This window comes from Ferruginibacter albus (assembly GCF_020042285.1).
In the GTDB taxonomy this organism is placed as follows: Bacteria; Bacteroidota; Bacteroidia; order Chitinophagales; family Chitinophagaceae; genus Ferruginibacter; species Ferruginibacter albus.
The window spans coordinates 2,835,781-2,850,332 of sequence record NZ_CP083388.1 but is presented as its reverse complement, the minus strand read 5'-3'; the positions used below and the strand labels follow the sequence as shown (position 1 = coordinate 2,850,332).

At 35.7% G+C, this 14,552-nt stretch carries 13 protein-coding genes and 3 tRNA genes; 7 read left to right on the top strand and 9 right to left on the bottom strand.

Features of this window, described 5'->3' with window-relative positions; all coding sequences use genetic code 11:
• Nucleotides 1–35: 35 nt before the first annotated feature.
• Nucleotides 36–674 carry a 4'-phosphopantetheinyl transferase family protein gene (locus K9M53_RS12165; RefSeq protein WP_224015236.1) on the top strand — a complete coding sequence of 213 codons (639 nt, stop codon included), beginning with the start codon at nt 36–38 and terminating at the stop codon, nt 672–674.
• Here the strand turns inward: K9M53_RS12165 and K9M53_RS12160 are convergent.
• The 4 genes from K9M53_RS12160 to K9M53_RS12145 form a co-directional block, all read right to left on the bottom strand.
• Nucleotides 657–1,865: a zinc-dependent peptidase gene (locus K9M53_RS12160; RefSeq protein WP_224015234.1), complete on the bottom strand. Its 1,209-nt coding sequence runs from the start codon at nt 1,863–1,865 to the stop codon at nt 657–659. The genes K9M53_RS12165 and K9M53_RS12160 overlap by 18 nt on opposite strands.
• A gap of 27 nt (nt 1,866–1,892) precedes the next feature.
• Nucleotides 1,893–3,167, bottom strand: a complete 1,275-nt coding sequence (locus K9M53_RS12155; RefSeq protein ID WP_224015232.1) for a DUF2130 domain-containing protein — start codon at nt 3,165–3,167, stop codon at nt 1,893–1,895.
• Between the two features lie 59 nt (nt 3,168–3,226).
• Nucleotides 3,227–3,308 (bottom strand) — tRNA-Leu (locus K9M53_RS12150).
• A 99-nt stretch (nt 3,309–3,407) separates the two neighbouring features.
• Nucleotides 3,408–4,553 carry a sensor histidine kinase gene (locus K9M53_RS12145; RefSeq protein ID WP_224015229.1) on the bottom strand — a complete coding sequence of 382 codons (1,146 nt, stop codon included), beginning with the start codon at nt 4,551–4,553 and terminating at the stop codon, nt 3,408–3,410.
• A gap of 154 nt (nt 4,554–4,707) precedes the next feature.
• On the opposite strand from K9M53_RS12145, the gene K9M53_RS12140 reads away from it, so the two are divergent.
• The 4 genes from K9M53_RS12140 to K9M53_RS12125 all read left to right on the top strand — a co-directional run bounded on the left by K9M53_RS12140 (nt 4,708) and on the right by K9M53_RS12125 (nt 6,308).
• Nucleotides 4,708–5,781: a glycosyltransferase family 2 protein gene (locus K9M53_RS12140; RefSeq protein WP_224015227.1), complete on the top strand. Its 1,074-nt coding sequence runs from the start codon at nt 4,708–4,710 to the stop codon at nt 5,779–5,781.
• A gap of 49 nt (nt 5,782–5,830) precedes the next feature.
• On the top strand, nt 5,831–6,034 hold the full coding sequence (locus K9M53_RS12135) for a hypothetical protein (protein ID WP_224015225.1): 204 nt from the start codon (nt 5,831–5,833) through the stop codon (nt 6,032–6,034).
• A 67-nt stretch (nt 6,035–6,101) separates the two neighbouring features.
• A tRNA-Gly gene (locus K9M53_RS12130) sits at nt 6,102–6,174 on the top strand.
• A gap of 48 nt (nt 6,175–6,222) precedes the next feature.
• Nucleotides 6,223–6,308: transfer RNA gene (locus K9M53_RS12125), tRNA-Leu, on the top strand.
• A 68-nt stretch (nt 6,309–6,376) separates the two neighbouring features.
• Here K9M53_RS12125 and K9M53_RS12120 read toward each other — a convergent pair.
• The 5 genes from K9M53_RS12120 to K9M53_RS12100 form a co-directional block, all read right to left on the bottom strand.
• Entirely contained in the window at nt 6,377–6,820 is a 444-nt protein-coding gene (locus tag K9M53_RS12120; protein ID WP_224015223.1) for a cold-shock protein, read from the bottom strand.
• 90 nt (nt 6,821–6,910) lie between these two features.
• Complete coding sequence (locus tag K9M53_RS12115; RefSeq protein ID WP_224015221.1) at nt 6,911–7,162, bottom strand: short-chain dehydrogenase; 252 nt, start codon at nt 7,160–7,162, stop codon at nt 6,911–6,913.
• Between the two features lie 64 nt (nt 7,163–7,226).
• Nucleotides 7,227–7,544 (bottom strand): RNA recognition motif domain-containing protein, encoded by a 318-nt coding sequence (locus K9M53_RS12110; protein WP_224015219.1) that lies wholly within the window; start codon nt 7,542–7,544, stop codon nt 7,227–7,229.
• A gap of 155 nt (nt 7,545–7,699) precedes the next feature.
• On the bottom strand, nt 7,700–8,758 hold the full coding sequence (locus K9M53_RS12105) for a fatty acid desaturase (RefSeq protein ID WP_224015217.1): 1,059 nt from the start codon (nt 8,756–8,758) through the stop codon (nt 7,700–7,702).
• Nucleotides 8,759–8,845: 87 nt separating this feature from the next.
• Entirely contained in the window at nt 8,846–9,682 is an 837-nt protein-coding gene (locus K9M53_RS12100) for a hypothetical protein (RefSeq protein ID WP_224015215.1), read from the bottom strand.
• Nucleotides 9,683–9,816: 134 nt separating this feature from the next.
• Between K9M53_RS12100 and mazG the strand changes: the two genes are divergently transcribed.
• Nucleotides 9,817–10,581, top strand: a complete 765-nt coding sequence (gene mazG / locus K9M53_RS12095) for a nucleoside triphosphate pyrophosphohydrolase (RefSeq protein WP_224015213.1) — start codon at nt 9,817–9,819, stop codon at nt 10,579–10,581.
• Between the two features lie 41 nt (nt 10,582–10,622).
• On the top strand, nt 10,623–14,375 hold the full coding sequence (locus tag K9M53_RS12090; protein WP_224015211.1) for a sensor histidine kinase: 3,753 nt from the start codon (nt 10,623–10,625) through the stop codon (nt 14,373–14,375).
• Nucleotides 14,376–14,552 lie beyond the last annotated feature (177 nt).

Genomic DNA, 14,552 nt, shown 5'->3' with positions numbered 1-14,552 from the left:
ATTCAGTATTCAATATTCAATATTCAATCAACAATATGCCGCTGGTTTATCAACAAAATATTAACGACACTACAAAACTTGGCATTTGGCATATTGCCGAAACTGAAGATTTCTTTTTAGAACAGGTTCCTTTGCAACGTGAGATATCTCATTGGCACAAGCGTTTACAACATTTAGCAGGCAGATCATTATTAAAACAATTATATCCTGATTTTCCTTACGACCTGATACGGATTGCAGATACACGAAAACCTTTTCTCGAAAATGAAGCGTATCATTTTTCCATTTCACATTGTGGCGATTATGCAGCAGTAATTGTAAGTAAAGAGGAAAGAGTAGGAGTGGATATTGAATTATTTAATGATAAGATCGGTAGAATAAAAGATAAATTTTTGAGTATTGAAGAGCAACGATTAATAGAAAAAATAGTTAATGCTCAATATTCAACACTCAATATACAACTGCTTTGCTGGAGCATCAAAGAAGCAGTTTATAAATGGTATGGAGATGGCGGTGTTGATTTTAAAGAGCATATTCAGATTACGGATATTTTATTAGATAACAAAAGAGGTACTGCCATATGCCGGTTTTTAAAAAATACCGATGAGCAGTTAAAGGTGCAATTTGTTTTGTTTGATGAATATAGTTTATCCTGGTTAGTTCAACGATTTTAAAATAGCAATTTTATTAGCCGGGTTTTGATTTAAAATATCACAAAGTGCTGCATATAATTCGGGATATTTATTTTGCATATCTATTGAGCGTTCAAAAAATATTTCGATACTCACTGCCCAAAATTCCTGGATATTTTTATAAGCATAATCGCAAAACAAATTTTCATTATTTGGCTTCCCGGTTTGAAATAATTTGCCGCCAACTGTATTGAACTCTTCATAAGTTTTTTGAAAAAGCTTGTCTGCCCTTCCTCTATCTGCAAAACATTCGCAATACAAAGCATGCGACATTTCGTGTAAGCCCACATTTTGGCCATCATCAGTAATGCTGCTCTCCAGTAAGAAATGTTTCCATGAAAGATTGATGCAACCGTTTGAAACGTTCCCCTCTAAAAAACGAATGAACGGATGTACGCCAATAAATTCTTCGGGATGAATATTGATAACCGGAAAATTTTTTAATAGGTATTCATCCAGCCCAAAAGTTAGTTGAATAGCAGCAGCGCTGATAAGAATGGGCATTTCCAGGAAGCCGTTTTTATCATAAATGCAAAAAGTTTTAATGGCAATAAATTCTTGTAAGCGCCCTACGAATCTTTGTTGGTTAAATGGAGTGAGCGTGGAATAATAGTTCCACCTTTTGGTAAGCGTATCATGTATTTGAGGATGCGAAAAATTTAATTCACTGCCTCTGTATTGCAACACCTGTTCCTGCGGATAGTCTTCCTGCGGTGGAATAGCGTAAGGAGTTGGAGTATCTTCAGGACGTACGCCTGCTTTTTTTACAACTATTATTAATGCTATAATGATTAGAAAAAGTAGAATGGATGAAAGCCATTGTATATCATAATAAATGGCAGGGATAAATAATGACAGCCCTACAATGAAGAACCAGCTGAATTCTTGTTTAAGTATTCCTTGCAGGCGATCAAAGAATTTGCCTAATGCCAGTGTTAACACAACGATCAACAAAGCACCAAAAACTGCCGACCAACAAAAATGTGCAAATGAAACACTTGCATCCTGTTGTTGTTGAAGGTCGCGGCTTTGTTTAATGCTATCTATCGCATACCGAATTTGATCCTGCGTAGCAAGCGGTAATGTATCGAATCCGTTGGGTAAATAACCCGGTTCTAACGCATATGTAGTGTCGCCAATTTTGTATGAGATTATAGGGTTTTCCTGAGGCATAAATTATTCTTGCAATTATACTAATCTTTAACTGTCTAATAAATTGGTTTCGGTTGAGTCCAATAAATTCAGATCAACACTATCGCTTCCTGCAATACCTTCTACCGAACCCCTGATATGTGCTGCATTCAATAAAACTTTTTCCAACTGTTTTTCTCTTGCTTTCCAGAGTTTTTCCATGGCATCTCTTTCTTTTTGAATAGATAATTTCATGGACATAAAACCTTCCCGTATTGCATTCCATTGTTCCGCAAATTCGTGACTGGTTAAATAGGAGTAAAGCATATTCATTTTTTCTCCTTTATTTTCCTGCGATTTTGTTGCCGCATAAAACCGGATAATACTGTTGCGTAACACGTTTACTAATGCAATAACTTCTGTGAATGTGCAGATATAAACACCATTTTTTTCTCCAAAGCGTTCCATATCCTTAGGCATAGCTTGCGTAACAATTACGGCAATGTCAGCACTGCTGTTGCGCATATCAACTTTTAGTTTCTCAACCCAGTCTAATGCAAAATCTTTGGTACGCTTGCTTTCAAAAATAATCTTACCGCACGCTTGCCCGGTGTTGTTTCGAATATGTTGTATGCAATCGGCACCACGTACGCCTTTACCTACTTCCGTAATTTCATCAAACGGAAAATTTGTTTTTAATAATTCTTCTAAAATTATTTCCTGTACTTCTCCTTGCAATTGCATAGAGCCTTGTTCTGCCCTGCGTTTCATTTCTTCCGCCAGTTTTTTCTGATCATCCAGTTGCTTCTCCATTTCCCGCAGCTTCAGCTGAAATTCATTTTCTTTCAACAGGTTTTTTTCCGTTTCCTGTTTTCTTATTTGCTCAGTAATGTTCGTTCGTTCTTCCTGTAATTTCTTTTGTAAGGTTATTTCAAGTTCAGCTTCCTTATTTTTCATCTGCTGTTCTTTTTGAAGAAACTCTATTTCTTTTTGTCTTGCTGCTTTTAATTTTTCTTCGTTTTGGCGATTGTTTTCTTCTACCAGTTTCAATTTGCCTTCATAATCTGCTGCGATCTTGCTTTTTAGTTGTTCCTGGAGTTCTAACTCCATCTTTTGTTTTTCCTGCTGAAGCTTTTGTGCAAAAATTTCGTTTTCTCTTTTCTTTTTTTCTTCAAATTGAACTTGTTCGGTCTCCAGCTTTTTCTTGTCGGCTTCTACTTTATTAAGTGATTGCTTTAATTCATCCTGGTATTTTTGCTGATATTTTTTTTCGATGTCTGCTGCCAATACATCTTCCACATCAAATACATTTCCGCAATGAGGACATTTTATTTCGTTTGCCATTTTTTTGTTTTTTGCAGGGATAAATATAAATAAAAAAGCTCCTCATTTGAGAAGCCTTGTGCGGCAAAGGAGATTCGAACTCCCATGGGTCGCCCCGCTACCACCTCAAAGTAGTGCGTCTACCAATTTCGCCATCGCCGCTGATAGTTGAATATTCAATAAATACTATTGAATATTGCGAAGCAAATGTATAATCTAAATAGTAAAAGACAAATTTTACTCTGCGCCTCTGTGAGATATTTATTTTTTAAGAATGATCCTGAACGTAGTCCCTTTACCTATTTCAGAATGCTTTACAAACAATTCTCCTTTGTGGTATTGTTCAATAATACGTTTGCTTAAGGATAAGCCTAATCCCCAGCCACGTTTTTTAGTAGTAAAGCCGGGCTTAAAAACTTTAGAAACATTTTGTTTGCTGATGCCTTTGCCTGAATCGGTCACATCAATAACAGTTTCGGCGGCTTCATTTTTTATATTGATAGTAATGTTGCCTTTGCCTTCCATTGCGTCTAATGCATTTTTCAATAAATTTTCAATCACCCAGTCAAACAAAGGAGCATTAATGTTTGCTTCAATATCTTTTTCATTGCTGTTAATGGCAAAGCTAACCCTATCGGTTGCACGACGTTTTATATAAGCAACCATGTTTTCAACCTGTGTTGTTATATTGATCGGCTCTAATTGTGGAATGCTACCGATCTTTCCAAAACGATCACTTACTAATTTTAAGCGATCAACATCTTTAGACATTTCTGAAGCAATTTTTTCGTTGCCTTCTATTTCTTTCAGCATTTCCACCCAACCTTGTAAAGATGAAAGTGGGGTGCCTAATTGATGTGCTGTTTCTTTAGCCATGCCTGCCCACACCTGGTTTTGAGTAGATTTATTTCTTGTGGAAATAGTAATCAATGTTATAATGATGAATAGGGCTACAATGATCAATTGAATAATAGGGTAGTAGCGAACCTGTTTTAACAAAGAAGATTCTCCGTAATATACACGATTGATCTGCGTGGTGTCTAAAGGATTTCTCCATTCTATAGGTTCGTGTAAGGATTTGAACTCCTTTAACGTATTTTCTAAATAATCTTTGTTGATAACGAGCGAAGAATCTAAATTATAGTGATCAAGTATGCTGTCTTTTTCTGTTACAGCGATCATGGGAATCTCTTTGCTGTTCTCCACTAATATTCGTGTAGATAAATTAGTGGTAGCGCTGCTGGCATTATTTACATCTTTAACGGCATCTACCCACTGTTCAATTTTCTGGCGTTCATCAAAAGCAATTTTTTTTGCTAAGAAGTTGGAATAAAATATAGTACCTGTTACAATAGTTATTGCAACAAGGGCTAATAATGTACGCCAGTTTAAATATTGAGTGAACATTACTGTAAATGTATTTAATAGCCGGCAAGTCGCAAAGACGTTCTTATGTAAATTAAAACTTTACAACTTCCTGTCTTCCCGGCAAGCATTATGGTTCAGACAAATGAACTATGTTTGTGCAAAACATACTTAAAGCTTAATAGTAGTATAGCCGATGAACGAAATGCGTCTCAATGATGTCGAAGCGCTTACTGCGGCTGGTACCAAAGATCCGGCTGTGGCCATTGTTATTTTAAACTGGAACGGGAAACATTTCCTGCAACAGTTTCTGCCGTCGGTGCTGGCAACTACTTATAATAACAAAAGGATCATTGTTGCGGATAATGCTTCTACAGATGATTCAGTTTCTTTCCTGCAACAAAATTTCCCCAGTGTAGAGATCATACAGAATAGCAGTAATGAAGGGTTTGCCAAAGGTTATAACACTGCATTAAAACAAGTGCAGAGTGATTATTATGTTTTGCTGAATAGTGACGTTGAAGTGACGCCGGATTGGATTGAACCTATTATTGAATTAATGAAGAATGATGCAACGATAGCAGTTTGCCAGCCGAAAATATTATCGTTTGCTAATAAAAATGAATTTGAATACGCCGGCGCTTGCGGCGGATGGATAGATAACTTAGGATACCCGTTTGCGGTAGGACGGATATTTGATGCCGTTGAAAAAGACAATGGACAATACAACGCAGTACGTCCTTGCTTTTGGGCAAGTGGGGCTGCATTTTTTGTAAAAGCAAATGTATATCATGAACTAAATGGATTGGATGATTTTTTATTTGCACACCAGGAAGAAATAGATTTTTGCTGGCGGGCGCAATCTGCAGGATATAAAATATACGTGCAACCTAATTCCATAGTATATCATGTTGGCGGCGGCACATTGCCAACCGGTAATAACCGAAAAGTGTTCTTGAATTTTAGAAACAATCTTATTTTATTAGCAAAGAATTTATCGTTTGGGAATGCTGTATGGAAAATTCCTTTTAGATTTTTGTTGGATTGGCTGGCCGCAGTAATGGAATTACTAAAAGGGAATGGGGGCTATTTTATTGCAGTTATTAAAGCGCATTTTCATTTTATCAGCTGGAGATTATTTCATAAAAAGCGATCGGTTTTTACCAAAATAAATAACAGGAATTTAGAAGGCGTTTATAAAGGCTCTATTGTATGGCAATATTTTATAAAAAAGAAGAGCACCTTTTCGGAAATTGTTGGTAACAAATAGTTTTTTTTGTTGGATACACCTTATTTTTGCATCGCAATAATTAATAAAAATGGAAGAACAATTTATAGATAATAAGCATAAAGATTTCGCCCATAATTGGGTATCTACTTCCCGTTTCATTTGGTTTTGCCAGGTGTTTGTAGTGGTTGCCTTTGTTTTAGGCGGTTGCTATGGCTTATACGCTCATCGTTACAAGGGCAAACCCGATGTAGCAGTTCCTGAAAACACGTTGTATAATCCAAAGTATAAATAAGTTTTTATTTTTTGTTGTAACCCCTTATTTTTGCAATCCCAAAAAAAGGAATAGTTCTTTACATAATGCGGAAGTAGCTCATTTGGTAGAGCACGACCTTGCCAAGGTCGGGGTGGCCGGTTCGAGCCCGGTCTTCCGCTCAGAAATTATCCTGTTTTGCTTAGGTGAGACAGGATTTTTTTTCGGATACCTAGGTGGTGGAACTGGTAGACACGCAGGACTTAAAATCCTGTGGGCAGCAATGCTCGTGTGGGTTCAACTCCCATCCTGGGTACTTAATTATAGTTGATAAAAAAAGCCGCTCAATTGAGCGGCTTTTTTATTTATTCCGGTTGAAGAAAATTATATCTTTTTTACTTGCACAGCACTCAATCCTTTCGGGCCTTTCTCTACTTCAAAACTAACTTTATCATTTTCCTGTACCATATTCTGTAGGGCACTGGCATGAACAAAAATGCTTTGTTGTGTTTGTTGGTCTTTAATAAAGCCAAAGCCTTTAGCCTGGTTAAAGAAGGTGATCACGCCTGTTCTCATGGCTTCAGCCTCTCTTTCAGTTTGGGTGGGAACACCAATCGTAATATCTTCTGCATTTACCTTAGCACGAGGAAATTTGGGAGGTGTTGCTGAAATATTTCCATTCTCATCAACATAGGCAAGCATATCTTCAAAGTTTTTTGACTTTGCTTCAGACTGTCTTTGCTCTTTCTTTTCCTTTTTATCTCTTATCTTTTGAAGCCGTTTGTTTTCTCTTTCTTTCTTGCCAAATGTTTCGTGAGATTTTCCCATATTTTTCTTTAGAAATTATTTTAATGATTATGTGTGATGTTGAATTGCCTTCTGATGCTGGTTAATACGGGTACATGCAGTAAAAGAAGATTAAGTTAACCCCAGTTTTGTAAACTCTGTGCCGTTAAATATTTTGGCAAGATTGATGTCTTTGGTTTTTTTAAATTCAGGTATGTGTTGTTCCCCTACAATGCGCCAAAAATTTTTCGACTTTAATTCGTTGAAATCATTTGTTTGAATAAATATTCCTTTGACTGCATTACGTGATTTAAAATTTATTCTGATCTCTGTATTGTCAAGGAGATGTTTGGAAAGAAAATTTTCAATTTGTTCGCTTGTCATATGATTGATTTATAAAAAGAAACAAGAGCCCGTTTTGTCGGGCTCTTGCTATTGAAAGAATGAATTACCATTTGTTATTATAACCGCCGGAGTTTCCACGGGAGTTGCTTCTGAAACCAGAGCCACCGCCGCTTCTTTCTGTTTTTTCTCTTGCTTCAGCAACAGAAATTTTTCTGCCATCAATTTCTTTGAAATTAAGATCGTCCATAGCTTTTTTTGCTTCAGCATCCGAAGACATTTCTACAAAACCAAAACCACGTGATCTGCCTGTTTCTCTATCTGTGATGATCTTAACAGAAGTAACGGTTCCAAAAGCAGAAAAAAGATTGTTCAATTCAGTTTCATCTACATTGAAACTCAAATTTGAAACATACATGTTCATAAAATAAAATTTAAATAATAAATAAAATACCTGTGACGGTAGAAAGAAAAGCGCTATAAAAAAAGAAGAAATATTAAATAGAGGAAGATAAAATATAACTGTCTGTCGAAAAAGAGTGCTTAAAGAACTATTATCACAATGCAAATATAGTCTTTTTATTGAGAAATGACGGTTTTATTATTGGCGGAGCTAAGTTCGCCCTCTTTTGTGCCATACTTCTTAAGAAAATCTTTCTTGTTATCTCTATACGATGAAACAAGCCCGATCTTGTATAAACTGAAGATATAAATCCAAGCCAGGTCTAACTGAAAACGATGAAAACCTGCACGGGCACTACCCGGATATAAATGGTGATTATTATGCCACTCACCTGAAAATAAACCGGGGCGAGTTTGATTGATGGAAAGGTTTCTCCGGTCAAAATCGATGCCGTCAACATGTTTTACTTTGCCTTTACCATGACCGGTATAATTGAAGGCTCTTACAAAAATGAACCAAAACATGGCGGCGCTAAACAATGTACAAGCAAGGCCATTCCCGCCTAACAGGTAAAATATGAAATACCAGAAAGACCAATTTAGCAACCACAAGCCAACTGTATAGAGCGGGGATGCTACAGAACCCCATTTAAGATATTGAGTGTAGCTGTTAATCCATATGCCGGTGTGTTGTAAAAAACCGGCAGCACGTTTGTAATCTTCTTCGTTTAGATCTTTAGCAATGCTTTGATGATTTACGTCGGAGAGCATACAATACCAGAAGCCTCCTTGAGAATTGTATGGATCGCCGGGCTTATCGGATTTTGCATGATGCACATGATGCGATACAACATATATCTCTTCAGGAAAAGTTCGCAGTACTAAGTTCTGTGTTATAAATTTCCATATAGGATGACTGAATGTATATGCTTTGTGTGTACTGAAACGATGGAACCATATGGTGCCATGTGTACTCATGATGATCATGCTGTACAATAAAAAAGCAACCAATAGTTTTAAAGAAAAATATTTGAAAAGAAAGAAAAAGAAGAATGGAAGCATACAAACTGCCATCAGCCAACTAATTAATGATATCCAATTTTTCTTAGTAGAAAAGATATTTATTCTTGAAAAAGCTTCGGAATATAATTTTTTAGAAGAAGGAATTATCAGTTCACCCTTTTCATCACTCCAGCCATAAGAGGGTTTTTGAAGCACCCGGTCAATGAAAGTCATGCGATGAAGGTAACCTTAAAGCATCACAATAACGAATAAAAGCAAGTTAATTAAACAATAATTATGGAATATCTATCAATAAAGGCGTTATTTATACTCGTATTCAATATATCCCTGTAGCTTTTTGTCCTTTGAATAACATTTCTCTTTTATTTTCAATGGACCGTTGTATAGATATCGCCAGATGAAATAATTAGATCCAACACCTTCATCAACAGCTACCATCTGCGTCAATTGCCCGTTTTCATCATATTCATAGGTAAAATCAGGAACCATTTGCTGCTTTACAATATTGTAACGAACTATATCTGTAAGCCTGTTTTGAGTATCATAATAGTAATAATAATGATTTCCGTAAACGGCTACTTCAATCTCTTCTGTAATATTTCCTTTTTCGTCGTGCAGAAAATCTATTTCTGTAGTGTCTTTTTTGTTCTTTATAAGCAGCATTTTTTGCAGATGTCCGCTGTCATCATATTTATATTGATGTATTTCGATTAAAGAAGTGAGAAAGTCTTCATCACTGGAATGCGAACCGGATGCGATATTGGTTATTCTCCCCAGACTATCATAACTATAGTCAGAAAAAGAGGCATTTGCTTCTGAACTATCGGATGTTTTAATTAATTGCCCTTTATCGTTAAAATAAGTAGTTAGTATGGATTTGTTGGTATATAGGGATTTATTATAAGTTTCTATCTTTTTATAATCCTTGCTGATCTTTTTTTCGCAATAAAACCCTTCACTTGGTTGTTCATCTGCTTCAAAGCTGTGCAGAATAATGTTGTGGATCTTTTGTTCTTTTAAAATACCATTGTCTGTGGCAATTTGCCTGGGCGTAAGAATATCTTTAAAATAGTATTGAGCCTGCGAATTTGTTGTAGTAACAACAAAAAACAAAAGGATGATAATTGAGCGGTGCATTAAGTGTTTTTTTTCGCGGCAAAAATAAGCTAATAGGCAATTGCAACATTATCGAATTTAGAATAGCTGTTTATGTACCAAAAAACGAAGATGCCATTTATCTTTATTATTTTTAACAAAATTAAAAGTAAAATATGTCAGCAAATGCAGTTGCCTTTGAGCGGTTGGTATCAATTATGAATGACTTGCGGGAAAAATGTCCATGGGATAAGAAACAGACCATTCAATCGTTACGCCAATTGACCATTGAAGAAACATATGAATTAACAGACGCTATTACAGAAGGAGATTGGAAGGGGATCAAAGAAGAGCTTGGCGATATTTTACTGCATATCGTTTTTTACTCTAAAATAGGGGCAGAGCAAAATCAATTTACATTAGATGAAATGATAAATGGCGTTTGCGAAAAATTAATAACAAGGCATCCGCATATTTATGGCGATGTAAAAGTTGAAACCGATGAAGATGTTTCTAAAAACTGGGAAAAAATAAAATTAAAAGAAGGGAAAAAATCCATTTTAAGCGGCGTGCCCAAATCATTGCCGGCAATGGTAAAAGCCATGCGTTTACAGGAAAAATCAAAGCAGGTTGGTTTTGAGTGGGAGAATAAAGAACAGGTTTGGAAAAAAGTAGAAGAAGAAAATAATGAGCTTTTGGAAGCTATAGCTACAGGAGATAAAAATAAAATGGAAGATGAATTGGGTGATGTGTTTTTTTCGCTGGTGAATTTTGCAAGGTTTTTGCAATTGGATGCAGAAAATGCTTTGGAACGGACGAATAAAAAATTTATCAACCGCTTTACAAAAATGGAAGAAGAGGTTACTGCTTCGGGAAAAACGTTACAGCAACTAACCTTATGGGAAATGGATGAAATATGGAATAAGGTTAAGAAAAGTTAATGATTGTGTACAGTTAATGCCAAAATAAAATTTAAGAAAGGTTGCAATACGAAAATACTTTCAAACGGTTCTTTATTCGCAACAGTTATATACTGGTGGCAGCTGCATGGCTGATCACTATCTCGTTCATTATTGATAATTACTGGTCGGGGAATTCGTCATTGAACATAGTGCAAAAAAATCTGACCAATTATATTAATAAAAGTGAGATCGATTTTGATGCATTAAGCGGGAACAGGGAAACGATCAATAAAATAATCAATAAGCAATATGATGAAAATTTCCTGCAAGGATTAATTGATAAAAAATACTTTCTATTTGTTTATAAACAGGAAGCCGATAATAACAGGTATAAACTTTTTTTCTGGAACACGCAGGTAACAGAACCTCCCAACACTATTATATATGATACTTCTAAAAGCGGGTTTGCGCAATTGGTCAATGGCTATTATGTTTGGCGTAAGACAAATATTAATGATTATCTACTGATAGCATTAACGCCTGTAAAATGGAATTATTCAATTCCTAACGAGTATTTAGAGAATTCGTTTATCATCGGCAAAGAGCTTAGCAATGAATATGATATTTCTTTAGAACCTACTCACACTGCAGTTAGATCTGTTGATGGCAGCACATTGTTTTATCTTAATCAAAAAAGGATCAGTGCTATTGAGTATAATAACTCTATCGCGATCGTACTTCGTTTGTTAGGTTGGGGATTGCTGTTGTTATTCATTCATCTGACTGCCATTTATTTGGTGCAAACCAATTTTCTTCGTGGTGTTTTGTTTTTGATAACTGCTGTTACATTATTCAGGATATTAGGTTATTATTTTTCTATACCTCTTAACTTTCGGCAGTTTGAATTATTCGATCCTACTGTTTATGGATACAATGCTATTTTCAGGTCTTTAGGCGACTTGCTGATCAACGCTTTATTGTTTCTGTGGGTAATTCTTTTTATTAGATATTATATACAGGAGAAAAAAATACGGATAAGAGTACAGCGATCTGAAGCTAAATGGACAATACTGATAATAGGGGCAATATTATTGATATTATGCACTTTGTTGGCTGGAAATTTAGTGCGATCAATGGTTTCGGATTCACAAATCTCTTTTGATGTTGTTAACTTTTTTACACTTAATATTTACAGTGTATTGGGTTTTGTTATTTTAGGATGTGTGGCTATCGGCTATTTTTTTTCGAGCCAGATCATTATTTATTTATTGCGTCCTTTATTTCTGAAAAATATTTTATTGACGCTTTCCCTGATCGCATTTGCAGGATTGGCTGTATTGACCATCCGAATGAGCACACATACAGTTGGTTTTGAAATGTCCTTACTGGCGTGGCTTTTGTTATATGTATTATTGTCCGTGAACAGAGCTTTTTTATTGGATACCTACCATATAATCTCATCCAGACTTATTTTTTGGCTCTTCTTTTTTTCAATGGCCATTACTATTGTTATCATTATTGAAAATGATAAAAAAGAAACAGAGAACAGGAAAAGTTACGCAGAAACCCTTTCTTTAAAAGCCGACCCCTCTACCGAAAGGCTAATGAATAGCGTATTGACAGATTTTAGCAGTGGTGTGTTGGCTCCTCTTTTCAATAAGCTAAAAAATGATTCTGCCAGTAACCGGTCATTAAAAGATAGTTTACTGAATGAAAATGTTACAGGCTATCTCAATAAATACGATACACGTATCTATACTTTTGATGATGATGAACGGTCTTTATTTAACCAGGATTCCACTACGTACAATACGCTGTCTACTATTCTAAAGTCACAGGGAAAAACTACCGGAATCCCTGATCTATACTATTATGATGTATCCTATGATAAGTTTAGTTATATAAGTAAAAAAGAAATTACAGATACAACAGGTAGTTTGCTGGGGTACGTATTTATTTTAACTACTCCGAAAAAATATAAAACCGATGCATTATATCCCGAACTGTTTTTAAAAGGATACAATAACTCAATTGAAAATTCTCCGGTTTATTCTTATGCAGTTTATAATAATTTAAGGTTGGTAAATAGTCATAATGATTATCCTTTCTCATTGCAATTATCACCTTCACAAATACCTAAGAATGATTTTGAAAATTTTAGAAATAAAGGATACGATGAACTATGGTATAACGCCGGTGGAGGCAGGGTGGTAATTATTGCAAAAGAAGATAACTTTTCTATTGAAGCCATTACTTTGTTTTCTTATCTCTTTTGTTCGTTTCTTGTGATCGCTGCTGTGTTCTGGTTGCTTAGTTTTTGCGCCCGCACCCGTTTGCGATGGAAAAATATTCGTGTTACATGGCAGTTAAGCATACGCAGCCAGGTGCATGGCATTATCATTTTCATAAGCTTGTTATCATTTGTGGTAATTGGTGTTGCAACCATATTGTTTTTCATCAGCCGTTATCATAACAACAACCAGGAAAAGCTGAGTGAAACTATACAGGTATTAAGCAATGAAGTAAAAAACTCTGTTAGTGAAATGAACCTGGCAGACAGCAATTCCAAAATGTATGAAAGTATTTATCGGCAAAAGCTGGAACAGGATATTACAAGAATATCAGAAGTAAATTCTGTAGATGTTAATTTGTATGATATAGATGGTACATTGGAAGTGTCTTCTTTGCCGCTGCCATACAGCAAGGGAATTGTGAGTACTAAAATGGATCCAGTTTCTTACTATCATTTGAGTAAGTTGAAGGAGATACAGTTCTTTAAAGAAGAAACGATTGGCTCCTTAAAATATTTGAGTAATTACATACCAGTAATTGATAAGAACGGTGTGGTGTTTGCGTATTTGAACATTCCTTATTTCACTTCACAAACAAAATTGCGGCAAGAGATATCCAATTTTCTGGTTGCTATTATAAACCTGAATGCATTTATATTTTTAATAGCAGGTCTAGTAGCTTTAGTGATCACTAACCGCATTACCCGATCGTTTTCTTTTATCAGCAATAAAATGAAAGAAATTAACCTGGGAGAAGTGAATGAAGAAATAAAGTGGAACCGTAATGATGAAATAGGCGGGCTGGTAAAAGAATACAATAAAATGGTTGCAAAGCTGGATGAACGTGCAGCAGCGTTGGCAAAAAGTGAACGGGAAGGTGCGTGGAGGGAAATGGCAAGACAGGTGGCACATGAAATAAAAAATCCATTAACGCCAATGAAGCTGAGCTTGCAATATTTGCAAAGAGCTATCGACGGCAATTCTCCTGATGTGAAAACATTAAGCAGCAGTGTAGCAAAAACACTGGTGGAACAAATAGATCATTTAAGCCAGATAGCGGGAGAGTTTTCTTTGTTTGCCAATATTGGCAATCCTAAGAATGAAGTGTTTGATCTGAACGAATCATTGAAACAGCTTACCCGCTTACATTCTATTGAAGAAAATTTGCAGTTGGATTGGGAACCATTGTCAGAGCCCGTGATGATAAATGCTGATAAAACACAGATCAATCGCCTGTTTACAAATCTTATTCAAAACGGAATACAAGCAGTACCGGCACATCGTACTCCACATATACAGGTTTCGGAACAGCTCATTGATTCAAAAATTTTAGTGATGGTGAAAGACAATGGTACCGGCATTGACGAAACCCTGCAGGCAAATATTTTTACTCCCAACTTCACTACTAAAACTTCCGGCGCCGGCTTAGGATTGGCGATGTGTAAAGGAATTGTTGAACATAACAGGGGGCGTATTTGGTTTGAAACACAAAAAGAAAAAGGCACTACTTTCTTTGTTGAGCTGCCATTGGCTGAAGATTAAATACACCATTTTTATGCTGATATATATCAAATAAGCTGCAATGGCGTCCTTGAGCATGTAACCCTTTCATTTATTTTCCGGTCTTCTTTTTACTACGACAGCCCCATTAAAGATTTCGCATTAATTAAATAAAGTTTATTGATAGTATGAAAAAAAGATTCTTGACAGGAATTATCT